A 26047-nucleotide genomic window follows, 5' to 3' on the forward strand; every position below is an offset into this window, starting at 1 on the left:
TTTCTCTTTTTTAAGTGATAAACTCGGGAGCAAAACAAAATCCATATTATTATAATAAAGATAAAGTAAAAGTTAAAGAAATCGAATTTAAAGCTGTTTCTCCGGCACAAGCAGCAGCAGTTATAAAAAATGGTGATGTTGATTACATTCGTGCCTTAAGTCCTAATATTTGGGAAAATGTAAAAGATGCAAATAACGGTTCAATACTGGGTCAAACAGATCTTTATGTATCATATGTAGGATTTAAACTGGGTAAATTTGATAAAGAAAAAGGAAAAGTTTTAACAAATTCAAATGCAAAACTGGCTGATATTAAAGTAAGACAAGCATTTGGGTATGCTGTTGATTGGGATCAAATTAATGAAAAGTTATTTAAAGGGTTAAGATATACTCCAACAGGTTCCGGATTCTTCCCACCGCGTATAGAATTAGCAGAAAATCCTAATGGGACAAAATACAAAAAAGATGTAGAAAAAGCTAAAAAATTATTAGATGAAGCCGGATTTAAAGATAAAGATAACGATGGTATCCGAGAAGATAAAAATGGGAATAAGGTATCATTTAACTTTGCCGTTCGTAATACAGGAAGTGATTTGGATCAAGCACTTGCAGATAATTTCATAAAATCTTGGAAAGAAGTTGGATTAGATGTAAAATTAGTAGACGGTAAACTATTATCAGCAAAAGATTGGTCAACACGTGTTCAAGCAGATGATTCTGAGATAGATATTTTCCAAGGAGCATGGGGATTCTTTAACAATCCGAATCCGAATTATATAGCCGGAGAAACTTCAAAATTAAATTTACCACGCTATATTGATGATAAACTGGTAAAAGATTTAGAGCAAATAGATTCTATAGATTCATTTGGTGATGCTAAAATAAAAGAAGCATTCAATAAATTTGATGAAGATTTTTCTGAAGCTAGTCCATGGTTGCCGTTGAGTTGGAATACCGATATTGTTTGGGTAAATAAACGTATTAAAAATCTTGACTTAAAAAAATATAATACTTTTGATCAGCAATTTTATGAACTGGAACTAACAGCAGATAAAGGTGTCAAAAACTAATTTAAAAATTAAGAATACTGTAACATTATTAAAATAGTGTTGCGGTGTTCTTTAATTATTATTTGTTTTCCTAAATATAATACAAAATTTAGATAAAAATTAAAATTAATATTTAAGATAATTAGCTGTGAATATTGTTAATAATAACTGGTTTATGCCAATTGATAATAAATATTATTAAATGGAAAAATTTTCCTAAATATGTTAAAATGAAGTATTAAGAGATCAACGGATAAATTTCTAATGAAAGAGATTAAAGGAGATTATATGATAAATAAATTAGGATGGAAAATAGGTGGAGAACAAGGAGAAGGATTAGAAAGTACGGCGGAAATTTTCTCCACTGCTATAAATACACTTGGGTACTACATGTATTCTACCAGAGATTTTGCCAGTAGAATTAAAGGTGGGCATAGTAATAGTAAAATATGTATTTCAGAAGAAAAAATTAATGTAATAGATTATAAAACAGATATTTTAATAGCTTTCGACCAAGCGACACTTGATAATTATATTGCAGAGTTAGATGAGCATAGTATTATTATTGTTGATGAAAAAATTAAACCTGTTTTTTCAGAAGAGATTAAGAGTATAATCGCTATATTCCCAATTACGGATTTGGCGAAAGAAATTTCTAATCCGATTATAAAAAATATTATAACACTTGGTATATGTTCAGCGCTTTTGAATATAGAAGATAAAATATTTTATGAAATGATTGAAACAAAATTCTCAAACAAAGGCGAAGAAATAGTAAATACCAATATTCAGGCATTTGATAAAGGGTGCGAGATTATGACAACCTTTATGAATGAAAATAATATCGGTAATAAATACTATCTTAAAGAATTAAAACCGAAAGAACAAAAAAATATGTGGCTTGTCGGTAATCATGCAGCAGGTTTTGGAGCGTTGGTTGCCGGATGTAGATTGTACTCAGGCTATCCAATTACACCGGCTACAGAAATAATGGAGTATTTATTTGATAAGTTGCCGATTGTAAAAGGTGCTTATGTTCAAACGGAAGATGAGATAGCTGCACTAGGTGTCGCTATTGGGGCTAATTTCGCCGGGGTTCGTGCCATGACGGCTACATCAGGTCCAGGTATTTCGCTTATGACAGAGTTTTTAGGAATGGGTGTTATGGCGGAACAACCAGTAGTAATAGTAGACGTTCAGCGTGGTGGTCCATCGTCCGGTCTTCCGACAAAAACTGAACAATCGGATATTTTTCATGCTGTTTACGGTGGAACAGGTGATGCTTCAAGGATAGTTCTTGCTCCTATTTCTGTAGAAGATTGTTTCTATATTATGATAGATGCGTTTAATATGGCTGAAAAATATCAAACTCCTGTCATCGTATTAATGGATTTACAACTTGGAATGAATAAGGAAACCGTTCCGAATTTTGACTTTAGCAAAGTAAAAATAGACCGTGGTCAGTTATTAAAACAAGAAGACATTACAGAAGAAGATATTATTTATTTTAAGCGTTATGCTACTGATGTTCTTGTTTCTGACAGAACAATTCCGGGGCAAAAAGGAGGAATACATAATGCCAACAGTTATGAGCATTCTATTGTCGGGCTTCCGTCAGAAGTAAAAAGAAATACAATGCGTCAAAAAGAAAAACGTTCCAATAAAATTGAAAACGCTTTGTTGGATAAACCGTTTGTGTTGCATGAATATAATGACGAAAAAGATATATTATTAGTAGGTGTAAATGCAACTTATGGTGTTCTTAATAAAGCTGCTAAACAATTAAAAGAACAAGGTATGAAGATAGATACTATGCAAATAAGACAAATTTATCCGGTAGCACAGGAAATTCGTGATACTTTTGATAAATATAGAAAGATCTATATTGTAGAACATAATCATAACAAACAGCTTCGTACCGTTATTGCAAGTAAGTACCACAATTCGCATAAATTAGGAAGTTTATTAAAATATGACGGTGATATTTATTACACTCACCAACTTATAGAACAAATACTGGAGGAGGAGAAATAATTTGAAAGTAACATTAAAAGATTATAAAAATGATGTTAAACCGGATTGGTGTGCCGGTTGTGGTGATTATTCAGTTCTTGCCGGAATTAATAGAGCTATTGTCAATTTAGGTATAAAGCCGGAAAATGTTGTTATTTCTGCCGGTATAGGTTGTTCCGGAAAAATTAGCGGCTACACAAAGGCATATGGCGTACAAGGGCTTCATGGACGTTCGTTACCTGTTGCTCAAGGAATAAAATTAGCAAATCAAGATTTGACGGTTTTTGCAATGGGGGGAGATGGAGATGGTTATGCTATAGGTATAGGACATGCGGTTCATGCAATGAAACGAAATATTAATATGACTTATGTGGTAATGGATAACCAACTTTATGCTTTAACTAAAGGACAAATGTCACCAAAATCGGATGAAGGACTTATTACAACAACGACATTAGAAGGTGTAATGGAAAAACCGTTATCTGCTATGAAAATTGCTTTATCTTGTGAAGTAACTTTTTTAGCACAAGCGTTTACCGGAGATATGAAGCAAATGATGCAGATTTTTGAAGAAGCGGTACAACATGATGGATTTTCATTGGTTAATGTATTTAGCCCATGTAAAACTTATAATTACAAAAACACTCCGGCTTGGTATAAAGAAAACCTAACTAAATTGGATGATATAGAAGGTTATGATAATACAAATAAGTTAGAGGCATATCGTATATTGGAAGAATATAATGATTTGGTCACGGGTGTTATTTATAAAAACACACAAAAAAAACATTATGAGGATATATTAAAAAATTATAAACGTGATGAACCCGTTGCATATCAAAATTTGAATTTTAGCGAAGATTTGTTTAATAAATTATGTGATGAATTTAGATAAGAGGTTTTAAATGAAAAAAAGAAAAATATTATTAGTATTAGGACTGGCAGCAGTTACCAATTATTATCTTTACAAAAAGTATAATGAAATTATTGAGGACAACGAGCATATAGATAGATGCCGTAATAAATTAATAGCGAAAGGTTTTGAGGTTAACAATAGTTATTCATTAAATTTAAAAGAAAATAACTATCTGATGTTTTATTTTGATGAAAAAGAAAAAAGTTATGAGGTGAAATATAGTAAGGAAAATGAAGAAATAGAATATATAAAAGAGGTAGAATAAAATGAGCAGTGCATTAAAAAGATTTGAAGAGCTAACAATGTTAGACGGAACATCAGGATTTGAAAATGAAATTTCTAAATATTTAGAAGAGAATTTATCAAAATATGCTGATGAAATTAAGTACGATAATTTAGGTGGAATTTATGCAATAAAAAAATCAAAAAAAGAAAATGCTAAAACTGTTATGATAGCGGCACATATGGATGAAGTTGGCTTTATTGTAACAAAAATTTTACCGAACGGGATGTTAAAATTTGAAACACTTGGCGGTTTTAGAGAAGATGTCTTGTTAGCACAAACTTATACTGTAACTTCATATGAGGGTAAAAAATTCACCGGAGTAATTGGCTCTGTACCGAAGCATTTTACAGCAGGAATAGCACAAAATGTTAAAATAAACGATATGACGATAGATCTTGGAGCTGCTTCACGAGAAGAAGTATTAGCAATGGGTATTAGAGAGGGTGCTTTTGTAACACCGAAAACCAATTTTGAACAGCTTACAGAATATCGTTTTATGAGTAAAGCTATAGACAATAGATACGGTTGTGTAATTATTACTGAAATATTAGAACAGTTTGCTGATAAAGAGTTGGATATTAATTTAGTGGTTTGTGCTACTGTTCAAGAAGAAGTGGGATTACGTGGAGCAAGTGCAGCAGTTCATATGGTAAAACCCGATGTTTGTTTTGTTGTTGATTGTAGCCCTGCTAATGATATGGACGGTTCCGCTACCAGCAACGGTTGTCTGGGAGAAGGATTTTTAGTAAGACTTGTTGATAGAACAATGGTACTTCGTCCAAATATGAGAGAAAAAATAGTGGAACTTGCAGAAAAAAATAGTATAAAATATCAGTATTTCACATCACCCGGTGGAACGGACGGAGGAAATATTCATCAGGCATTAACGGGAGTACCGACTACAGTAATAGGAATTTGTGCCAGATATATTCACACACATAATTCAATTTTTGATATAAGAGATTATTATGCGGCAAAATCAATTTTAGAAAAATTAATAGAAACGATTGATGACAAATTTATTGAAGATATAAGAAAATAGAAAATTAGAAAAATCAGACTTGTTGAATGGCAGTCTGATTTTTTTAAGGAATAATTAAAAGATTAAATCGTTGTGTAAAATAATATATTGAATATATTTATCATACAATTTTAAGTTTAACCTCAGAAACTTTTTTGACCTCCGGAATTTTTTCTTTTATATTTTTTTCAATGGCATATTTCATCGTAATATGTGACAGCTCACAGGTTGCACATTCACCTTTGAATCTTAATTTTAAAATCCCATCTTTAAAGTTAATAAATTCTATATCACCATCGTCTGCAATTAATTTTGGACGAATTTTGTCTAATTCAAGTTTTATTTTATTTATAGTATTAAAATATTCTGTATTCAAAATAACACCTCATCAGTAAAAATATATCATGTAAAGTTATATATTTTAAAAATTATATAAAATTAAGACATTATACTATTATTTTACCAGAAAAACGGTTATAATAATAGTATAAAATAAAGTAAACGAGGGAAAATGTTATGACTAACACAGTAGATCAAATAATAACTATAACAGATATAGCTGTTAAAAAATTTCAAGAGTTACTGTTTGATGCTAATAAAAAGGACAGTTATTTGAAGATAGCTATAGTATTAGATGGGACACAAATGCAATATAGCATGGACATCAAAGACGAATTGATTGAAGGGGATAAGGTTTATACATTTAATGAGTTAAAAATGGTAATAAACGAAGAAGATGAATTACTTCTAAAAGGTCTTGAGATTGATTATGTACAAGACGAGTTTGGAAGTGAATTTACATTGCATAATCCTAACATGATGGAAATTTATGATGATGAAGATGGAGGCTGCTGTGGCGGTGGCTGTTGTTGTGGGCATTAATAATTTAGAAATATATAAATAAAAGGAGAAAATATCATGAAAAATGTAGTAATTTTAGGAGCGGGGTACGCAGGTTTAACAACACTAAAAGGCTTGAAAAAGGCTATTAAAGCAGGAGAAGTAAAAGTTACTTTAGTAAATAAAAATTCTTATCATTATGATACAGTTAATTTACATGAAGTTTCTTCAGGGAATATTCCTGCAAAAGATATTACAATCGAAATAAAAAATATTTTACCTGCCGGTGCGGATTTTATCCAAGATGAAGTTATCAAAATTGATACCGAGAAAAAAATAGTATTAACTAAAAAACATGAACTTGATTATGACATATTGGTAATTGGTTTAGGCTTCCAATCAGAAACATTCGGTATTGAAGGAATGGCGGAAAATGCGATGCCGATAACAAATATCAAAGCAGCTGAAAAAATTTCTATGGCTATTGAAGATAACTTTAGAAAATATGCAACATTTGAAGAAAAAGATGAGAAAGATATTTCTATTATAGTTGGAGGAGCAGGATTAGCCGGTATTGAGTTTCTTGGAGAATTATTACATAGAAGAAAAGAATTGTGTTCTAAATATGGTATTGATGAAAAATTGGTAAAAATTCATGCTTTTGATGCGGCACCAAAATTGTTGCCAATGTTTACTAAAGAATACAGCGATTATGCTAAGAAATTTTTAGAAGATCAAGGTATTGAGATTACTTTAGGAGCAGGCATTAAAGGTGCAACTAAAGATGGTTTCATCGTTGAAATAGATGGGGAAAGAAAAGAACCTAAAGCCAGCACATTAGTATGGACTGCCGGGGTACGAGGAAATAAACTTATGGATGAAACGTTCCCTGAACTGGCAAAACGCGGTCGATTAATAACAACTCAACAGTTAACAGTTCCCGGAATGGATGATGTATATGTAATCGGTGACTGTGCAGCATTTATAGAAACAGGGCAAGAAAGACCTTATCCTACAACCGCACAAATTTCTAACCAAATGGGACAATATGTAGGGGCAAGAATTAGCGGAAAACAAGTTGGAGATTTTAAATATATTAATCGCGGTATAGTATGTTCATTAGGAGCTAAAAACGGAATAGCAGATGTAATGGGCGGTAAAAAAGCAAAAGGATTTAAAGCGGCGAAATTGAAAAAAATAATAGAAGCAAAAGCGATCTATGAATTAACGGACTTTATGACCGCTCTTAAAAATCAACGCATATTATAATTTAATTAGTAAGTATTGTTAGACAGCTGAGGGAACTCGGCTGTTTTTATATTTTTCAATAAGAATATTACTTACCGGAATAGATGTAATGGATAGCTAAGTTTAAATATTTTACTGTTATGATAATTACAGCAAAAAATATGGTACTAAAATTTTTTGTCAAATTAGAGATAATTATAAAATACTATGTTGCTGTAATTGAAAAATATTTGTAAGTGTGATAATATATAGGGTAGAGAAAATTCAACCAAAAACAGTTATGGGGAAAAATTATGATTTACAAAATAGCAAATACAATAGAAGAATACGAACAAATTTTCAAATTAAATTATGAAACTTTTGTTGATGAAATTCCTCAGCACGAAAAAAATGATACTGGAAAATTAAAAGATAAATTTCATGATAAAAATATTTATATTATTGCTAAAAAGGAACAAGAAGTAGTCGGAATGATTGCATTATCAGATACAAGACCATTCTCACTAGATTTAAAATTAAATGGTATAGATAAGTATTATGAAGGTAGCTATAAAAAACCAGTTGAAATAAGATTATTATCAATTAAACAACAATATAGAAAAACAAAAGTATTTACGGAATTAATTCAGAGAACATTTAATTATATTATTCAGAATGCTTATGATATTATTTTTATCTCAGGGACTACTCGCCAAGAGAAATTATATCGTCATTTGGGATTTGTTAAGTTTCATGAAAATGTCGGAACAAAAGATGCTGAGTATATGCCGATGTATTTAGACTTAACAAAAGATAATAGAATAATAGATAAATTATCAAAGGCACAAAGAATTAACTTTTTGCCCGGACCTGTTGATTTATCAGAAGATGTCGTGAAGAAACTATCTAAAAAGTTATATTCGCACAGAAGCAATGAGTTTGTCAGTTTGACAAAAGATACATTAGAAAAAATAGAAACTATTTTGGATGTTAGAGAAGCGACAATTTTACACGGTTCTGCAACATTGGCGAATGAAGCGATTATGGCACAATTAAAAGGCCGCAGTTTAACTAATGGCTTAGTGCTGGCAAATGGAGAATTTGGAAATAGATTAATAAAAGAAACAAAACGTCACGGTTTAAATATAGAAAGTTATAGTGTAGGTTTTGGAGAAAGTTTTAATTTGGAAGAAGTAGAAAGAAAACTTTCTTCTAAAAACTATGACTTTGTTTATCTGGTACACAATGAAACCAGTGTCGGAATTTTGAACGATTTAGAAGAAATCACTAAAATCGCTAAAAAATATGGTATTGTTTTAGCGGTGGATGCTGTTTCTGCTGTAGGTGCGGTAAAATATAGTTATAAAGATGTTGATTATGTTGCCTGTTCTTCAGGAAAAGCATTTTGCTCAGTGGCAGGTCTTGCGATAGTTGGGTCTAATTGCGACTTAGTAGAATTAAAAGATACACCATTATATTTAGATTTAGGTTATGCTCATAAAATGACCTCAATACCGTTTACTCAACCATCAATATTAATGGAAGCATTAAATACAGCATTAGATGTATTTAAGACAGATAATAGATATGGTGTGGTAAAAGAAAAGTATTCATACATGAAAAAAGGTTTAAAAGAATTAAATCTTCCGATTATGAAAATAAAAGAAAAAGAAATTTCACCAGTAATCATTACTGTGGAATTACCGAAAGAGATTTCTTCTTTAAACATTGGAGAATCATTTGCGATTAATAATATATTTATTCATTATAAAAGTTCATATCTCCAAGAGAGAAATATTATACAGTTCTCATTTATTAATGTAAATACAGATAAAAAAGAAATAGATTATACATTAAGTATATTAAAAGAAATGATAGGAGAAGAATAATGACAATATTTAAAGTGTTTTATCAAGAAAACGCACAGGAAATCCCTGTAAGGGAAAATACTCAAGTATTGTATATAGAAGCTGACGGGATACCGGAGGTTAGAAAATACTTGGATGACAGAAATTACAATGTAGAACTTATTCAAGAATTGAGTGAAGCATATTTAGAGTTTGAAAAACAATCTGAAGACTTTAAATTGGAGAAAGTCTATGGATAAAATTATCAAAAAACACGAGGTAGGTATCGCTGCTATTGGCGGCTTAGGAGAAATTGGTAAAAATACCTATGCTATTCAATATCGTGATGAGATTATTATTATTGATGCCGGAGTGAAGTTTCCCGGTGATAATATATTGGGAATAGATTATGTTATTCCTGATTATTCATATATAGAGAAAAATGTAAGTAAAATAAAAGCACTTATTATTACTCATGGACATGAAGACCATATAGGAGGATTGCCGTTTTTATTGAGAAAAGTCAGTTTACCGATTTATGGCGGGCCACTAGCGATAGGGCTTATAAAATCAAAACTTGAAGAACATAATCTTCTCGGTAAAGCGGAGTTAAATGTTATTGACGAAGATACTAAATTAAATTTTAAATACTTAAAAATTTCATTTCATAGTACTTCACACTCTATTCCGGATTCATTTGGGGTTATTGTTAATACTCCTCAAGGGAATGTTGTTCATACGGGAGATTTTAAATTTGACTTTACTCCGGTAGGCCAAGGGTCTAATTTACATAAAATGGCTAAGGTTGGAGAAGAAGGAGTTCTTTGTCTATTATCAGATTCGACCAATTCTGAACGAACGGAATTTACTCAAAGTGAAAAAGAAGTAGGCAAAACAATATCTAATATTTTACGTAAAGAAAAACATAGAGTTATCTTTGCAACTTTTGCCTCTAACGTTTATCGTGTAAAACAAGTAGTTGAGGCATGTATTGAACATAATAGAAAAATAGTGGTTTTTGGTCGTTCAATGGAGAAAGCGATAAAAATAGGGACAGAATTAGGATATATAAAAGCTCCGAAAGATACTTTTATCAACAGTAAATATTTAAACCAAGTAGACCCTAATAAATTACTTATTTTATGCACAGGTACTCAAGGTGAAGAACTTGCAGCTCTTAGTAGAATAGCAAACGGTACACATAAAAAAATTACGATAATGCCGACAGATACTGTAGTTTTTGCGAGTTCAGCCATTCCGGGTAACACATTATCTATTAATAAAAATATAGATTTGTTATCTAAGCTAGGTGCTAATGTTATTACATCAAGTGTAAATAATGTTCACACATCGGGGCATGGTTCTAAAGAAGAACAAAAATTAATGTTCAGATTAATAAAACCAAAATATTTTATGCCTATTCATGGAGAATATCGTATGCAGGTAATTCACGCCAAAACCGCAGCGGAGTGTGATATACCATTAAAAAACTCATTTATTTTGAAAAATGGTGATGTACTGGCATTAACAAAAGACAGTGCAAGAGTTGCGGGAAAATTCGAAGCATCTGATGTCTATGTTGACGGTTTGGGCATTGGAGATATTGGAAATGTGGTTATTAAAGATAGAAGAGAGTTATCGGAAGAAGGGGTTGTTGTAGTTTCGGTAGCAATTGATTTCAAAACTAAAAAACTACTCAATAACCCTGATATTATCAGTAGAGGATTTGTTAACATTTCAGAATCAACAGAGCTGTTGAATGAATGCAAAAATGTTGTAAAAAATGAAATGATTAATATTTTAAAAGAAGATAATATAACCGTCTACCAAGTAAGACAAAAATTAGTAGAAATTTTAGGGAAGTTCCTAAATAGTGAAATAGGAAGGCAACCTGTAATATTGCCAACTATTTTGGAGGTATAAATTATGAAGTATAGAAGTGTATTCGATATAATAGGACCTATCATGGTAGGTCCTTCAAGCTCTCATACAGCCGGAGCTGTTCGTATAGGCTTATTTACAAGACATATTTTTGGTAAAGAACCTGAAAAAGTAAGAATTACACTATACGGTTCTTTTAAAGAAACTTATAAAGGGCATGGTACTGATATAGCGTTAATAGGTGGATTATTAGGATATAATACATCTGACAAACGAATAAGAAACAGTATGGAAACTGCCAAAGAAAAAGGTATAGAATTTGAATTTATAGAAAGTGAAGTTGAGCATATTCATCCTAACACTGCAAAGATAGAGGTATCGGCAGGAAAAGACAATTTAGATTTAGTTGGGAAATCTATTGGTGGCGGAAAAATGGTTATATTTGAACTATTAGGTTTTGATGTCAATTTATCAGGAGATTTTCCAACCTATTTTATCTTTTATAGATTTAATCAAGATAATAAAGAGCAGTTACAAAAAGGTGTAGGAGATATAATTTCTGATAAGGTAGTAACAGCAAATTATTCAAGCTCTATTTTAGAAGGAATAAATCTTTTAACTGTAGAATCTTTAGAGATATTGAGTGAAGAAAGTATAGATAAATTAAACAAACTACCATATGTAGTTGAAATAAAATTTGCAGATAGATTGTAGGGGGATAGGTTATGTTTACTAGTTTGGAAGACATAGTAAAAAAATCACAGTTAGAAAATAAACCGGTGTCGGAGCTTATGATTGAGCAAGAAGTTGAGCTTAATGGAGTGAGTAGGACTGCAGTTGAAAAACTTATGAAAAAGAACTTAATGGTAATGATGCAGGCGGTAGAAGAAGGAATCGCAGGTGTTAGTTCAAAAACAGGTTTAACCGGTGGTGATGCAAAAAAAATAAAAAATTATATTGATAGTGGAAAATCTATAACAGGAGCGGATTTTTTAACAGGAGTAGCGGCAGCTGTCGCTACTAATGAAGTCAATGCTTCATTGGGACTTATTTGTGCAACTCCAACGGCAGGTTCTGCCGGGGTGCTTCCCGGTTGTGTTCATGCTTTAAAAGAAAAATTTAACATAGATGAGGAAACACAGTTAAGAATGTTATTTACAGCGGGAGCATTTGGGTTTGTTGTTGCTAATAATGCCTCATGTGCCGGAGCAGAAGGCGGCTGTCAGGCGGAAATTGGTTCAGCAAGTGCTATGGCAGCGGCTGCTATTGTTGAAGCTATGGGAGGGGATGCTGCAATGAGTGCGCATGCCTTTGCTATCGCTATGAAAAATATGTTAGGATTAGTCTGTGATCCCGTAGCAGGACTTGTTGAGGTTCCTTGTGTTAAAAGAAATGCAGCCGGGGCTTCAATAGCTATGATGGCAGCAGATCTGGCATTAGCAGGTGTAGAAAGTCGTATTCCGGCAGATGAAGTATTAGAAGCAATGTATAAAATAGGTTTAGAAATGTCAACGAAATTTAAAGAAACTGCCAAAGGTGGCTTAGCTATAACAGCAACCGGCGAGAGATATAGGAGTTTATTATTCGGTAATGATTAATATATTAGAAAAATCAGTAGGAACTGTAAAAGGTGTTGGAACCAAATATTTACAAACTTTAGCGGAGTTAGGTATATTTACTATCGGTGATGTTTTGTATAATATTCCATATAGACTATCAAGTTCCACTGATTTTTCTTTTTCTGTAAAAGATAATGATAAAGTTATAACTACGGGGAAAATAGAAACAAGAGTTACAACTCAATTTTATGGGAATAGAAAAAGTCGTTCATTTTTTTCACTGCTTACTTCGTCAGGTAGTGTCAAAATAATATTTTTTAATCAACATTATTTGAAAAAAAATATTATCGAAGGAAGAGAGATAATAGTTAAGGGAACGTATAATGCAGCAAATAATACTATAACCGCCTCCAGTATATCATTTAGTATAGAAGAAAAAGATGAGAGTGATAATGCCAATATAGAAGTTTTTTATCACTTAAAACAAGGGCTTACTCAGAAAAAATTTGTTAATTTAGTTAAAGAAATATTTTCAATGGTGGATAATGAAAATGTTATCTTAGATTTAGTACCTAAAAATTTTAAGGGAATTTGGGCACTTGATAAAATACTCTATACTTTACATTTTCCAACAGACATTGAAAGTTTTGATAGAGCAAAAAAGATGTTCGCTTTTCACGAGTTATTTAATTACCAATTAAAACTTCAATTGCAAAATATAAATAACAAAGTACCAAATAGTAAATATACCGTTAATATAAAAAATGTAGATGTTGAAAAAATTAAAAGCAGTTTACCATTTTCTTTAACTAATGCACAAAATAGGGTTATTTATGAAATAGTTCAGGACTTAAATTCCCCTTTTAGAACAGAACGACTTCTACAAGGTGATGTCGGAAGCGGAAAAACGGTTGTTGCAGCTGTATGTATGTATGGAGTTATTAAAGCAGGTTACCAATGTGCTATAATGGCACCGACAGAAATACTTGCCAATCAACATTTTGAAACTTTTTTTGAATTTTTTAAAGAAATGGGTGTTTCAATGGCATTGCTGACCGGTAGTACCTCTAAGAAAGAAAGGAATACCATTTTAAGTTTACTTGAAGTAGGTGAGATAGAATTAATAATTGGAACACATTCTCTTATTCAAGAAGATGTGAAGTTTAACAATTTAAAATTCGTTATAACTGATGAGCAACATCGTTTTGGTGTAAGACAACGTAATATATTAAACAAAAAAGGTGATAGTGTTAATTCCATAATGATGACTGCGACACCAATTCCTAGAAGTTTGGCTATTACACTTATAACTGATATAAAAGTTTCCACAATTGATGAACTTCCAAAAGATAGAAAAAAAGTTCAAACTTATAAAGCGAATAATAAGAGTTTTTATAAGGTTCTTGATAAGATTATAGTAGAACTTGATAGAGGAAGACAAGGCTATGTGGTCTGTCCTTTAATAGAAGAATCAGAAAAAATGGATTTGCAAAACATTGAAGAAACTTATGAAAATATAAAAAATTATCTACCTGAACAGTATAAAGTAGCAATTCTTCACGGGAAGATGCCGAACAAAGAAAAAGATGAGATAATGGATAAGTTTTTAAGAAAAGAAATTCATATACTTATTTCTACAACGGTTATTGAAGTTGGAGTTAATGTCCCCAATGCCACATTTATGATTATAGTTGATGCACATAGATTTGGTCTTGCAACACTTCACCAGTTACGCGGAAGAGTTGGGCGAAGCAAATTTCAATCATACTGTATTTTAATCACCGATTCTAAAAGTGAGAGAATTGATATAATGTGTTTAGAAAACGACGGTTTTAAAATAGCGGAATTTGATTTGAAACAACGAGGCCCCGGAGATTTTTTTGGTACAAAACAAAGTGGTATTCCCAGTTTTAAAGTTGCGAATTTGATAGAAGATGTTGATTTAATGTATCTTGCTAAGAAATTAGCCTTAAAGATAATAGAAGTTACAGATGATAAAGAAAGGCTATTTAGTTATATTGGATTTAATGATACAATAATATAGGAGGTTGTATAATGAGCAAAAAGACAAAAAATAGAATACTGAATGTGATAATAGCCTTGTTACTATTAACATCGGCAGTTTTAATATTTAAAAATCAAATTAGAGAGTATTTAACAGGAAATGTTAATGATAAAATAATAACAGCGTACAAAAATGGTAAAGGAGAAGTTGATATACCATGGTGGCAAAAATTGTTTACAGATAATCAATCTAAAATCAAATTAACAGATTCAATGTTAGGAATTTTAAAAATTGATGATGTAAAAATAGAAGAGCCGATTTTTCAAGGAGTAACAGAAATAAATCTTATAAATGGTGTAGCAACAGCACAAGAACCATCTACATTAGATGCTCAGAATGTTGTTATAGCAGGGCATAGTGTTCAAGGTGTAGGAATTCGTTTTAATAATTTGAGTAAAATTAAAATGGGTGCTAAAATTCAAATTATTTCAAAAGATAAGTTAAGAACTTACGAGGTGAGTAAATTATATGATGTAGCACCGACGCAAGTTGAAATCTTAGATCAACATAATGATCAACCTAAAAAATTAACTATGTTTACTTGTGATAACTTTAATCCAAAAACTGGAGAATGGGATAGCCGATTTGTAGTTGAAGCGAAATTAATAGGAGAAGAAAGTGCATAACATGAAAATAGGAATAGATTTATTGGGTGTGGATGACACGCAAAAAATTATAAATTTTATAAACAGTTATCAGGATAATGAAGTAGAATTATTCGTTTACGGTAGAGAAGAAGAGTTGGAAAAAATTACAAATAGAGATAATATTATAAAAAATATCTGTACAGAAGTAGTTCTTATAGAAGATGATTCAGCACGTGTACATCGTAAGAAAAAAGATGCTACTATGATACGGCTTTTAGAAGATTTAAAAAATAGTGTTGTAGATGTTGCTATTTCCGGTGGAAGTACAGGAGCATATATGGCAAGTGCAATCTTTATGGTTGGAAGAATTGAAGGTATATCAAAACCGGGACTTGGAACAATGCTACCGACAAGATCTGAGCATAAATTTTTACTAACAGACCTTGGAGCAAATGTTGAAGCAAAACCGAAAGATTTATTAAACTATGCAAAACTTGGACAACTATATGTTAAACATATCTATAATATAGATACTCCGGATGTTGCACTTATAAATGTTGGTGCAGAAGAAACAAAAGGAAATAAGGTCTATAAAGAAGCGCATAAATTGTTAAAAACAGAGATAGCAAATTTTAAAGGTAATATTGAAGCACGGGAAATATTAGAACATCAGTATGATGTCGTTATAGCAGATGGTTTTTCCGGAAATGTTCTGTTAAAAACAATAGAAGGTGTTGCTCAAACATTTGGAAAAATGATAAAAGCTATTTTTGTGAAAAATTTAATTACTAAAATAGGTGCAATTTTAGTAAAAGGTGGAATAGCAGACTTTAAGAAAAAATTTGATTATAGCGAGTATGGTGGAGCGTTTCTGCTGGGATTGAAAAAACCAACTATAAAAGTTCATGGTGCAGCTGATGAAAAAGCATTATATTATGCAGTTCAACAAGCAAAAAAAATACATAAAACAAAACTTTATGATATAATGATAGAAACAATGGAACAAGGAGCAGAGTGATAATGACAATTTTTGAAGAAGTAAAAGATATAATTGTTAAATATATAAAAATAGACAAAGATAAAATAACATTAGATTCAAAATTAAATGAAGATTTAGATGCTGATTCAATTGATATAGCTGATGTAGTAATGGATATTGAAGAGAAATATGGTTTTGAATTTTCAGATGAAGATGCAGAAAATATTACAGAAATCAAAGATTTAGTAAAAGTTATTGAAGAAAGAAAATAAAAATAGAGAAAAAATCGTAAGATATTTGAAAATTTGGTAGATTATAAATTACTTAAAACTTTTACTAATATGGTCAAAGGATTATAAACTCAAGGCTTATAATACTAAAACTAAAATTCACTCAATGGTAAAAAATTGAGTGAATTTTTTTATAAGCATAACCTATGCTAACAAGTTTCGCCACCTCAAGAAGAACCTGCTCCTGCAGTACATCCATAACAGTGGATACCTGTTACAATACGTCTAACGCCTGTATGTTCTTTAGCAAGCTCATTTATATGTTTTATACGACCGGAAACAGTTAGTTTTTCAATCAAATTAAAATCACAATCATATAAAGAACCGTCCGGTCCAACAGAAATCATATTGCGACACATAAGTCCCGGTAGAGTATTGGGATTGTATGCTTTATATAACTTGTTCATATAACCATCGTATAAGTCTTCTCTATGTAAAAATTCTGAAAAACGTCCAATAGGGTTATTAGTAATAACAAATAAATTATTAAATACTATTTCAAAATTATCAAATAATTTTTTCTTATATGTTTTTTCAAGAGTTTCCTGTTTTGGTGGAAGATACGCTCCATTAGGATTATATACAAGGTTAAGAACTAATTCTTCATCCTTTCCGTAACCTAATTCATTAAGCCTTTTTAATACTTCAATAGATTTTGGGAAAACTCCTTTACCACGTTGACGTTCTACAACTTTTTCATTATAGTAAGGAAGTGATGCTACCACTTGAACCTTTAAATCACGGTATAATTCAGGAATATCTTTGTACGCAAGTACTGATAAAATAATAAGGTTGGTACGAACAATAATAGTTTCCGCAAAAGGTCGAATTTCTTTTAAAAACCATCTGAAATTCGGATTCATCTCCGGAGCACCACCGGTAATATCCATAGTCTTGTATTTGCCTATTTTGAATGCTTCAATAATTTGTTCGAAAGTTTCTTTCACCATATTATTTTTTCGGGTAGGACCACCGTTTACGTGACAATGACTGCAAGTTATGTTACACAAACTTCCAACATTAATCTGCATAATTTCCGGATATTCTACCGTAAGCAAGTATTGTTTATCTTCTACTTGTTCAAAAAATGGGGGAATATTATTTTTTTCTGTCATAATGTATTAACGGTTAGTTAGTTTGTCAGACAGTTCTTTGCTTTGTAAACCATGAACAAGAGTAATACCGGCTTTCATAGCCGCAGCTACATGTATTGCTTCTGCTATTTGATCTTGGTCGCAACCTTCTTCCAGACATGTATTTGTGTATGCCTCAATACAATAAGGGCAACCTTCAGAATGAGCAATAGCGATGGCGATAAGTGCTTTTTCACGAGAAGTCAGTTCACCATCTTGCATTGTTGTACCGTAATAGGTCATAAAGTTTTTCCAAAGTTCCGGAGCATCTTCACCAAATTTACCTTCACCAAATTCAATTAAATGTTTCTTTTTAAAATAATCTGCCATATCCGCTCTCCTTTTAATAATTCTTATAAATCTATTATAATGCAGAAAAAAAATATATTCAAACAAAAATGATTTGGAGAATATATTTTTATATAATTAAATATTATAGAGTATATTTTTTATAAAAAATTATTAGTAATAGTTGTAAAAAATAAGAACATTATAATTGTATAGGTTTAATTTCAAAGTTTATAAAATAATTTTAAATTAAAATTTTTCCATAATATATAATTTTCCAGAAAAATTATATATTATCTAACATCTTTGTATTGTTCAGCTATTTTTTCGACCGGAACTCCTTGACGATACATACGTTGAAATTTTTGCATTTGATACATCGTACGAAATTTCTTCCCTTTGTAACGTCTGGCAGAAGTAGTAATGAAACTATTAATAACCGTGATTTTATAGCCATATGCAGTTAAATCTTCGGAAATACGATAATCTTCCATTATTGGCATATCTTTGTAACCACCAATTTGTTCAAAAACAAACCGTTTCATAAATAGACCTTGGTCACCAAATACAATATTTGTTATACTGGCTCGAAGTTTTGAAACTAGGGAGTTAATTTTCATAGAAAAGCTGTTCGGGCAAAATCTAATTTTAAGACATCCTACTTCAGTAGGGCAAGATAAAATTTTTGAAATAACATCTTCTTGGAGAATACTGTCAGCGTGAACAAACCAAAGTATATCGCCTTTAGAAACACTTACTCCGAAATTCATTTGATTAGCACGTCCTTTTTTATCGGAAGTATAATAGTTATATCCAAAATAGCTAAGTTTTTGTAATATCAAAAGGGTGTTATCTTTGCTACCACCATCTACAAAAATAACTTCGTGTTGTTGGATATTATGTAGTTGATAAAGGTTATAGATGAAATCTTGAATAGTTTTCTCTTCATTATATATCGGTACAATTATAGAAATCATAGCCACTCTCCATATGAATTAATACTCTTATTATATCATGGTTTAAAAAAATAATAAAAATATTGACAAATAAACTGTATCTATTGTATAATTACAGTAGACACAAAAAGAGGTGATGATGTGGATATAAAAATTTCAAATTTATCTGATGTTCCAATTTATCAGCAAATAGCATCTCAAATAAAAAAATATATATTAAATGGTATTATTAAGGGAAATGAGCAATTACCATCAATAAGAAATCTTGCTAAGGAATTAGAAGTAGGTATTATAACGGTAAAAAAATCATATGAAGTGTTATTGGTTGAAAATTTAATATACAGCAAAGGTGCGGTTGGTTATTTTGTAAGTAATATTAACATTGAACAAATTTTATTAATAAAAAAAGAAGAATATCTAAATGAATTATCTATACTAATAGATAGAGCATTAAAAGATGGGTTGCAGATATTTGATATTAGAAATATTATTGATAATATTTTAGAGGAGAAAGATTATGTTAACAATAAATAATTTAACAATGGTAAAAAACTCATTCAAACTAGGTCCGGTAAATTTAGATATTAAGAATGGGTATGTTTATGCTATTGTCGGTAATAGTGGAGCAGGAAAAACTGTATTTTTACAGAGCATATTAGGTGGTTTTGATATTAGAAAAGATATGGTCTATTATGATAAACTGAATTTTAATGATAATGAACTGGAAATAAAATTTCAATATTCATATATAGCAGATAAACCATTATTTTCGGATAAGTTACGTGTTGATGAATTAATAAGTAAGTTAAAAAAATTAGATGAACGTTTAAATATAGAGAAATGTTTTAAATTATTAAAAAAATATAAAGTATACCGTCAAAAAAAAATTTACGAATTATCGCAAGGTCAAATAAAAATTTTACTATTTTCGATTGGAATTAGCACTAAGTCAAATATTTTAGTATTGGATAATCCATTTTCAGGTGTAGGGCTTATAGCAAAACGAGAATTGTTAGCATTACTTCGTGAATATATAACAGACGATAAGATAATTATTATTGTAACAGAAGAAATGAATGTTATTCAGCATTTTGCTGATTATATTATTGTTTTTGAAAATGGTAAAGTTATATTAAATGAAGATATAGTTTCATTACAGGAAAAATTTAATAATACTAATGTTGAAGAAATACTAATAACAATTCTACAAGGAGGAAAAGGAAATGAACAAAGAATATAATAGTACGAAGTTTGGAGCATTAGTCAACTTGATTTCTGGTAGAAACTATGAAGAACCTATAATATATAAGTTTTTGTATTATTTGTATTATCTTGTTTTAATAATAATTTTTTCAGAAATTTTATTCGATAAAAGCTATGTGATTTTGAGTGTATTAGGAGCATATATTTTTATTAACACCGGTAGAAACTATGAGGATAAAGAAAATCATATTATCCAATATTTACCTCTTGATAATAAAATAAAAATTCAATATATTTATTTTATTATGTATCTATCCCTAATAATAGTAACAGTATTGGATTTTATTACTCAATATTTTTACAATAAAAATTGTATGATAGAATATTTGTATATGTTTATAGTAATGTGTATTTTATCAAATATTGCAGTTGTCCAAATGATTATGACAAAGTGTTCGCCTATTTGGTTTTTTATAGTTGATACAATAGTATATGTGTTGATTATTATAGTTATGTGTGTAATATTATCCGGCAATACATTAAAACCATTCAATAATAATCAATTTAATTCAATTAAATTAATATTGCTTATAGTCTTAGCAACAATTGTACAAATTATCTGTTTACAAATAATAAAACGTGTTAGAAAATGATGGAATTTTAAATGGTTGGTTATAAAGTGGTAAAAAAGGAGATTTGAATTTCAAATCTCCTTAAATTATTACTCTTATTTAAATTCAGCGGTATTAACTTTAACCCCTGGACCCATAGTCGTAGTTACGGCTACAGATTTGAAGTAAGTACCTTTAGCAGCTGCCGGTTTAGCTTTAGTTAATGCTTCTTGAACAGCATTGAAATTTTCTACTAAATCTTCTGTTGAGAATGAAACTTTACCGATTAAAGTGTGAACAACACCGGCTTTTTCAGCACGATATTCTACTTTACCGGCTTTAATTTCGTTAACAGCTTTTGTAACGTCCATGGTTACCGTACCGGTTTTAGGGTTCGGCATTAGACCTTTAGGTCCTAAGACACGACCAATTTTACCAACTTCTCCCATCATATCCGGAGTAGCTACGATTGCATCAAAATCAAACCAACCTTGTTGAATTTTAGTGATGTATTCACCTTGTCCAACGTAGTCAGCGCCTGCCGCTTCAGCTTCTGCCGCTTTATCTCCTTTAGCAAAAACTAAAACTTTAGCAGTTTTACCGGTTCCTTTAGGAAGAACTACAGCTCCACGAACTTGTTGATCGTTTTTACGAGTATCAATTCCCAAACGGAATGCAACTTCTACTGTTGCGTCAAAATTTACTGTGCTTGTTTTTTTAGCTAATTCGATTGCTTCTACTACTGAGTAAAGTTTAGAAGAATCTACTAACTTAGCTGCTTCAAGATATTTTTTACCTTTTTTCGCCATTATAATTATCCTCCTATTCTCCTACCAAGATACCCATACTTCTAGCAGTACCTTCAATCATACGCATTGCCGCTTCAACAGATGCAGCATTCAGATCAGCCATTTTTAACTCAGCGATTTCTCTAACTTGAGCTTTTGAAACTGTTGCAACTTTGTCGCGGTTTGGAACAGAAGATGCTTTTTCAATTTTAGCTGCTTTTTTAAGCAATACTGGAGCAGGTGGTGTTTTAGTAATGAAAGTAAATGAACGATCTTCATATACTGAGATTACTACAGGAATAATTAATCCTGCTTGGTCTTGTGTACGAGCATTGAATTCTTTACAGAATCCCATGATGTTAACACCGGCTTGACCTAACGCCGGACCAACTGGTGGAGCTGGATTAGCTTTACCTGCTGGTACTTGTAATTTAACTACTTTTATAACTTTTTTAGCCACGATAAAACCTCCTATTTATTTTTCGTGATGTGGTCTTAGAACGTTTAAAATTTGCGTTCTCCCACTCAATCAAGTTGTGTATTTTTACATACTTTTCTATTCTAGCACATATAAATATATATTTCAAGTATTTTAATATATTTTTTCCTGATTATACCATAAAAAATAAATTATTATTGTAGCCGATAAAAGAAAATTTTAGAGAAATAAAGAATTTTAAAAACAGCATTAAATAAGCCATGGATAGCATTTTCATAAAGAAAGTGTCTATTGACTTTTTAATAGTTGTGGTGTAGAATGGTAATTGTGAAATGTTTACCATAATGTTAAGAAAATTAATTTTACATAGGTGAATTATTCATAATAAAAAATTTTCTTTAATAAAGAGAGGTTGCAAAATGATTTATGGAATAATCAGTGTTGCAGCTTTACTTGTTGGACTTTTATTGGGATATATTATTTCGAAAAATTCTATTCAAAAAAGGCTAGAGTTATCAAAACAAGATGCGGAACATATAGTAGGTGAAGCACGAAAGGAAGCTCGTTATATAGTAGAAAAAGAAACTACTATTGCAAAAAAAGAAGCTGAAGAGATAATTAACATTGCTAGTAAAGAGGCGGAATTTAAAAAACAAGATATTCAAAGACAAGAAGATAGAATTCTTCAAAAGGAATCATCACTGGAACGTCAAACAGAACTTTTAAATAAAAAAGATGAATTAATAAGTTCCAGAGAATTGAAACTGGAAGAGAAATCACAGTTACTTGATGAAAAAAGTAGTGAAGTAAATCAACTGAAAATTCAACAAGAAACAGAGTTGCAACGTATTGCAAATCTAACTGAAGAACAAGCTCGTGAAGAGATAATGGCTACAGTGGAAACTGATATGGCTAAAGATATGGCGATTTATATAAGAAATAAAGAACTTGAAGCGAAGAACATCGCTGATAAACGTGCGAAAGAACTTATTGTTCAATCATTGCAACGTTTTGCTTCGGATGTGGTGAGTGAAACTACGGTGTCGGTAGTCGATCTTCCGTCAGATGATATGAAAGGACGTATTATTGGGCGAGAGGGAAGAAATATTCGTACACTAGAAACGTTAACGGGGGTGGATTTAATAATTGATGATACACCGGAAGCGGTAATATTATCAGGATATGATCCTATACGTCGTGAGATTGCTAAAACAGCAATTAAATCATTAATTGATGATGGGCGTATTCATCCGTCAAAAATTGAAGAAGCTGTTGATAAGGCACGTAAAAATATTGATCAAGTTATTCGAGATGCGGGAGAACAAGCAACATTTGATCTAGGTATTCATAATATGCATCCAGATTTAGTAAAAATAGTTGGTAAATTGAAATATAGAACTAGCTACGGACAAAATGGTCTACAACACTCAATGGAGGTAGCATATATTTCCGGTTTAATAGCTGCCGAGTTGGACTTGGATGTTCAGTTGGCACGTCGAGCGGGATTATTACATGATATTGGTAAAGCACTTGATCACGAAGTAGAGGGGTCTCATGTTGAAATCGGTGTTGCATTGGCATTAAAATACAAAGAAAATGCTACGGTTGTTAATGCGATAGCATCTCATCATGGAGATACAGAACCAACTAATCCGATTTCTGTTATAGTAGCAACGGCTGATGCTTTATCAGCATCAAGACCGGGAGCAAGAAGAGAATCACTGGAAAATTATATTAAACGTTTACAAAAACTTGAAGAAATAGCAAATGAGCATAAAGGTGTAGAAAAAACTTATGCTATTCAAGCAGGACGCGAGATTCGTGTAATTGTTAATCCGGAAGAAGTTGATGATACTAAAACTTATAAAATTGCCAAAGAAGTTAAAAACAAAATTGAAGAAACTATGCAATATCCAGGTAACATTAAGGTTAATGTTATCCGCGAAGTAAGAGCAGTGAAATTTGCAAGATAATATAGAAAAAGAGATTGGGATTCAATCTCTTTTTTATGGTTTATTAATGGTTAAATCATTGAAAACATGGGTATTACGATTTATATTTGAGTAAATATCAAGTAATATGTTGTTTAATACAAGGTGTCTCAGATAATACAGATTCATTTTTTATTTATTAGATAGTTTCTTTCTAGTAATTAACCCTAATGCGGATATTATGCCTAATTCCAGTATAGTGTTTTGAGTTGAGGTTTGTCCCGTATTTGGCAATGTTTTACCTTGTATCAAATTTTTATTTGATGATAATGGTTGTATTGAATTTTTAAGTGTTTCTTTTAATTTTTTGAAGTGGTGAGTTGTTACACCGTCTTTTTCTAAAGTTTTATCGAACATATATCCTTTTATTTCCCCAGCATCTAATTTTCCGGATTTTGTTGATTTTAATTCTTTACCATTTTCATCAACCCAACGAGTTACTTTTAATTGCGGTTTATCTGCTGATAAGCTTTTCTCACCATCTTGAGGGATAGCTGAACCCTTAGGTGGAATAGGTTTATTAGGTTTTTCTGGCTGTTTCGGTTCGTTTGGAGTATCTGGTTTATTATCTTTTATTTTCTTAAAGTAATGAGTGGTTATACCATCTTCTTTTGAAGTCTTATCAAAGATATATCCTGCTATATCCCCGGCTCTTAATTCATCAAAATATGTTGATTTTAATTCTTTACCATTTTCATCAATCCAACGAGTTACTTTTAATTGAGGTTTATCTGCTGATAAGCTTTTCTCACCATCTTGAGGGATAGCTGAACCCTTAGGTGGAATAGGTTTATTAGGTTTTTCTGGCTGTTTCGGTTCGTTTGGAGTATCAGGTTTTTGTTTTTTATTATCTTCTTTTACTTTAATATTGGCTATATCTTTTTTACCTTGATCTACAATTTTATTTAATTCATCTGAATTTTCTGCTTTATTAATATTTTCAGTAATTTCTTCTGCTTTATTTCTTAATTTATCGCTGGCTTCATCTTTGACATCTTCTGATACATTTGATTTATCAATTTCCTCTTGTTTATTTCCCAGTTCTAAATCAATTTCTTTTAACGCTACTTCTTTTAATGCTTTTATATGTGCTTCTTCTATTTTCTTTTGTGCCTTTTTGATTTCTTCAGAGGTTGTATTGTTTGCTTTTTTTGCAATATCTCTTATTTCATTGACTAGTTCTTGTAGTGTTCTTTCTATATTCGTTTTTAGTAGTGTTTTATCAGCATTGGATAGATTTTTATTTACATTAATAGCGTTTAACACTCTTTTTTTAGCTTTTTCTATATTAACTAAGTATTTATCTATTTGAATAGATAATGGTTTTGGATTTATTTTTGATAATTTTCTTGTTAATTCTTCTTTTAGTTTTTCAAAGTGATGGCTTATGTTATCATTGCCAGCTTTATCTATTTTTTCAGAAACTTCACCTGTTTTATTCTTGGCTTTTTCGATAGCTTTTTCTAATTCTTGTTTTGATAAGTTTTTATTTTCTTTTAATTCTGCTATTTTATCTGCTAAAGTTAAACCCAATTCTATTTTTTGAATATCTTTAATAAATGTATTTTTAATATCTGTTATTTTTTTCTTAAATTCTTCTAGTTTTTCACCTTTATTAAGAGCGTCAATTTTACCGGTTGCTGATTTTACTTTCTCTTCTACACGCTCTTTAGCTGATTTCTTATCTTCACTATTTAAACTTTCTTTTGTGTTAATTAATTGTTTTAATTTTTCAGAATCTTCATTAATTTTTTGTTTAGTTTCTTTTATTAATCTTTCTATAACAGTATTATCTTGTAAATTATACGGTGGAGTCATCTTAGTAGTAGGGATATATGTTGACTGTGCAACAACTTCCCTTCCGCTAATCGCAATGCCCAATCCAATAAGGACAGATGCTGCTCCTATTTTATATTTTCGTATTGAAAATTTTTCTTGTTTTTTCATTTTATAATCCTCTTTTTTTAAAAATTTTATTAGGTTATAATAACCTAGAACGTTTTTTATAATACCATATAATTTTATATTATTCAATATAATTATACTTAAAATTTTATTTTTATGTTATTATTTAATGT

The 26047-nt window shown here is 30.7% G+C and carries 27 protein-coding genes; 20 read left to right on the forward strand and 7 right to left on the reverse strand.

Annotated features, from left to right (window positions below; all coding sequences use genetic code 11):
• The first annotated feature begins 14 nt into the window (after nucleotides 1-14).
• The 5 genes from HMPREF1983_RS03550 to HMPREF1983_RS03570 all read left to right on the forward strand — a co-directional run bounded on the left by HMPREF1983_RS03550 (nucleotide 15) and on the right by HMPREF1983_RS03570 (nucleotide 5306).
• Nucleotides 15-1070, forward strand: a complete 1056-nt coding sequence (locus HMPREF1983_RS03550; protein ID WP_021752925.1) for an ABC transporter substrate-binding protein — start codon at nucleotides 15-17, stop codon at nucleotides 1068-1070.
• 267 nt (nucleotides 1071-1337) lie between these two features.
• On the forward strand, nucleotides 1338-3083 hold the full coding sequence (locus HMPREF1983_RS03555; protein WP_040460929.1) for a 2-oxoacid:acceptor oxidoreductase subunit alpha: 1746 nt from the start codon (nucleotides 1338-1340) through the stop codon (nucleotides 3081-3083).
• 1 nt (nucleotide 3084) lies between these two features.
• Entirely contained in the window at nucleotides 3085-3957 is an 873-nt protein-coding gene (locus tag HMPREF1983_RS03560) for a 2-oxoacid:ferredoxin oxidoreductase subunit beta (protein WP_021752927.1), read from the forward strand.
• 10 nt (nucleotides 3958-3967) lie between these two features.
• The gene (locus HMPREF1983_RS03565; protein WP_021752928.1) at nucleotides 3968-4243 is read left to right on the forward strand and encodes a hypothetical protein; all 276 of its coding nucleotides are present in this window, start codon (nucleotides 3968-3970) and stop codon (nucleotides 4241-4243) included.
• A gap of 1 nt (nucleotide 4244) precedes the next feature.
• Complete coding sequence (locus HMPREF1983_RS03570; RefSeq protein ID WP_021752929.1) at nucleotides 4245-5306, forward strand: M42 family metallopeptidase; 1062 nt, start codon at nucleotides 4245-4247, stop codon at nucleotides 5304-5306.
• A gap of 100 nt (nucleotides 5307-5406) precedes the next feature.
• Here HMPREF1983_RS03570 and HMPREF1983_RS03575 read toward each other — a convergent pair whose 3' ends face one another.
• Nucleotides 5407-5661: a NifU family protein gene (locus HMPREF1983_RS03575; protein WP_021752930.1), complete on the reverse strand. Its 255-nt coding sequence runs from the start codon at nucleotides 5659-5661 to the stop codon at nucleotides 5407-5409.
• 140 nt (nucleotides 5662-5801) lie between these two features.
• Here HMPREF1983_RS03575 and HMPREF1983_RS03580 point away from each other — a divergent pair, with 140 nt between their 5' ends.
• The 11 genes from HMPREF1983_RS03580 to HMPREF1983_RS03630 all read left to right on the forward strand — a co-directional run bounded on the left by HMPREF1983_RS03580 (nucleotide 5802) and on the right by HMPREF1983_RS03630 (nucleotide 16542).
• Nucleotides 5802-6167, forward strand: a complete 366-nt coding sequence (locus HMPREF1983_RS03580) for a HesB/IscA family protein (protein ID WP_021752931.1) — start codon at nucleotides 5802-5804, stop codon at nucleotides 6165-6167.
• A 36-nt stretch (nucleotides 6168-6203) separates the two neighbouring features.
• Nucleotides 6204-7394 (forward strand): NAD(P)/FAD-dependent oxidoreductase, encoded by a 1191-nt coding sequence (locus tag HMPREF1983_RS03585; protein WP_021752932.1) that lies wholly within the window; start codon nucleotides 6204-6206, stop codon nucleotides 7392-7394.
• Between the two features lie 272 nt (nucleotides 7395-7666).
• On the forward strand, nucleotides 7667-9241 hold the full coding sequence (locus HMPREF1983_RS03590) for an aminotransferase class V-fold PLP-dependent enzyme (RefSeq protein WP_021752933.1): 1575 nt from the start codon (nucleotides 7667-7669) through the stop codon (nucleotides 9239-9241).
• A complete protein-coding gene (locus tag HMPREF1983_RS03595; RefSeq protein ID WP_021752934.1) occupies nucleotides 9241-9459 on the forward strand; it encodes a DNA-dependent RNA polymerase subunit epsilon in 219 nt (72 codons plus the stop codon). Before HMPREF1983_RS03590 ends, HMPREF1983_RS03595 begins: the two co-directional genes overlap by 1 nt.
• Nucleotides 9452-11122 carry a ribonuclease J1 gene (gene rnjA / locus HMPREF1983_RS03600; RefSeq protein WP_021752935.1) on the forward strand — a complete coding sequence of 557 codons (1671 nt, stop codon included), beginning with the start codon at nucleotides 9452-9454 and terminating at the stop codon, nucleotides 11120-11122. The genes HMPREF1983_RS03595 and rnjA overlap by 8 nt, the downstream gene beginning before the upstream one ends.
• A 3-nt stretch (nucleotides 11123-11125) precedes the next feature.
• Nucleotides 11126-11794 (forward strand): L-serine ammonia-lyase, iron-sulfur-dependent subunit beta, encoded by a 669-nt coding sequence (gene sdaAB / locus HMPREF1983_RS03605; protein ID WP_021752936.1) that lies wholly within the window; start codon nucleotides 11126-11128, stop codon nucleotides 11792-11794.
• 11 nt (nucleotides 11795-11805) lie between these two features.
• Nucleotides 11806-12678, forward strand: coding sequence for an L-serine ammonia-lyase, iron-sulfur-dependent, subunit alpha (gene sdaAA / locus HMPREF1983_RS03610; RefSeq protein WP_021752937.1), 873 nt, complete (start codon nucleotides 11806-11808; stop codon nucleotides 12676-12678).
• A complete protein-coding gene (gene recG, locus HMPREF1983_RS03615; protein WP_021752938.1) occupies nucleotides 12671-14683 on the forward strand; it encodes an ATP-dependent DNA helicase RecG in 2013 nt (670 codons plus the stop codon). Before sdaAA ends, recG begins: the two co-directional genes overlap by 8 nt.
• An 11-nt stretch (nucleotides 14684-14694) precedes the next feature.
• Nucleotides 14695-15330, forward strand: a complete 636-nt coding sequence (locus HMPREF1983_RS03620) for a sortase (RefSeq protein WP_021752939.1) — start codon at nucleotides 14695-14697, stop codon at nucleotides 15328-15330.
• A 1-nt stretch (nucleotide 15331) separates the two neighbouring features.
• The gene (plsX, locus tag HMPREF1983_RS03625) at nucleotides 15332-16309 is read left to right on the forward strand and encodes a phosphate acyltransferase PlsX (RefSeq protein WP_021752940.1); all 978 of its coding nucleotides are present in this window, start codon (nucleotides 15332-15334) and stop codon (nucleotides 16307-16309) included.
• Between the two features lie 2 nt (nucleotides 16310-16311).
• On the forward strand, nucleotides 16312-16542 hold the full coding sequence (locus tag HMPREF1983_RS03630; RefSeq protein WP_021752941.1) for an acyl carrier protein: 231 nt from the start codon (nucleotides 16312-16314) through the stop codon (nucleotides 16540-16542).
• A 185-nt stretch (nucleotides 16543-16727) separates the two neighbouring features.
• On the opposite strand, the gene arsS is transcribed toward HMPREF1983_RS03630, so the two are convergent.
• The 3 genes from arsS to HMPREF1983_RS03645 all read right to left on the reverse strand — a co-directional run bounded on the left by arsS (nucleotide 16728) and on the right by HMPREF1983_RS03645 (nucleotide 18958).
• Nucleotides 16728-17675, reverse strand: coding sequence for an arsenosugar biosynthesis radical SAM (seleno)protein ArsS (gene arsS, locus HMPREF1983_RS03635; protein WP_021752942.1), 948 nt, complete (start codon nucleotides 17673-17675; stop codon nucleotides 16728-16730).
• 6 nt (nucleotides 17676-17681) lie between these two features.
• A complete protein-coding gene (locus tag HMPREF1983_RS07870) occupies nucleotides 17682-18023 on the reverse strand; it encodes an arsenosugar biosynthesis-associated peroxidase-like protein (RefSeq protein ID WP_021752943.1) in 342 nt (113 codons plus the stop codon).
• 251 nt (nucleotides 18024-18274) lie between these two features.
• Nucleotides 18275-18958, reverse strand: coding sequence for a TIGR04283 family arsenosugar biosynthesis glycosyltransferase (locus HMPREF1983_RS03645; protein ID WP_040460930.1), 684 nt, complete (start codon nucleotides 18956-18958; stop codon nucleotides 18275-18277).
• A 120-nt stretch (nucleotides 18959-19078) separates the two neighbouring features.
• On the opposite strand from HMPREF1983_RS03645, the gene HMPREF1983_RS03650 reads away from it, so the two are divergent.
• From HMPREF1983_RS03650 to HMPREF1983_RS03660, 3 genes are read left to right on the forward strand one after another with little or no spacing between them, the layout of a single operon-like run.
• Entirely contained in the window at nucleotides 19079-19471 is a 393-nt protein-coding gene (locus HMPREF1983_RS03650) for a GntR family transcriptional regulator (protein ID WP_021752945.1), read from the forward strand.
• Entirely contained in the window at nucleotides 19455-20177 is a 723-nt protein-coding gene (locus HMPREF1983_RS03655; RefSeq protein ID WP_021752946.1) for an ATP-binding cassette domain-containing protein, read from the forward strand. Before HMPREF1983_RS03650 ends, HMPREF1983_RS03655 begins: the two co-directional genes overlap by 17 nt.
• Complete coding sequence (locus HMPREF1983_RS03660) at nucleotides 20161-20793, forward strand: hypothetical protein (protein ID WP_021752947.1); 633 nt, start codon at nucleotides 20161-20163, stop codon at nucleotides 20791-20793. Before HMPREF1983_RS03655 ends, HMPREF1983_RS03660 begins: the two co-directional genes overlap by 17 nt.
• Nucleotides 20794-20867: 74 nt before the next feature.
• Here HMPREF1983_RS03660 and rplA read toward each other — a convergent pair whose 3' ends face one another.
• The gene (gene rplA / locus HMPREF1983_RS03665) at nucleotides 20868-21560 is read right to left on the reverse strand and encodes a 50S ribosomal protein L1 (protein ID WP_021752948.1); all 693 of its coding nucleotides are present in this window, start codon (nucleotides 21558-21560) and stop codon (nucleotides 20868-20870) included.
• 13 nt (nucleotides 21561-21573) lie between these two features.
• Entirely contained in the window at nucleotides 21574-21999 is a 426-nt protein-coding gene (rplK, locus tag HMPREF1983_RS03670) for a 50S ribosomal protein L11 (RefSeq protein WP_021752949.1), read from the reverse strand.
• A gap of 398 nt (nucleotides 22000-22397) precedes the next feature.
• On the opposite strand from rplK, the gene rny reads away from it, so the two are divergent.
• Entirely contained in the window at nucleotides 22398-23951 is a 1554-nt protein-coding gene (rny, locus tag HMPREF1983_RS03675; protein ID WP_021752950.1) for a ribonuclease Y, read from the forward strand.
• 150 nt (nucleotides 23952-24101) lie between these two features.
• Here the strand turns inward: rny and HMPREF1983_RS03680 are convergent, their stop codons facing one another.
• Complete coding sequence (locus HMPREF1983_RS03680) at nucleotides 24102-25916, reverse strand: YSIRK-type signal peptide-containing protein (protein WP_040460932.1); 1815 nt, start codon at nucleotides 25914-25916, stop codon at nucleotides 24102-24104.
• Nucleotides 25917-26047 lie beyond the last annotated feature (131 nt).

This window comes from Gemella bergeri ATCC 700627, assembly GCF_000469465.1.
GTDB lineage: Bacteria > Bacillota > Bacilli > Staphylococcales > Gemellaceae > Gemella > Gemella bergeri.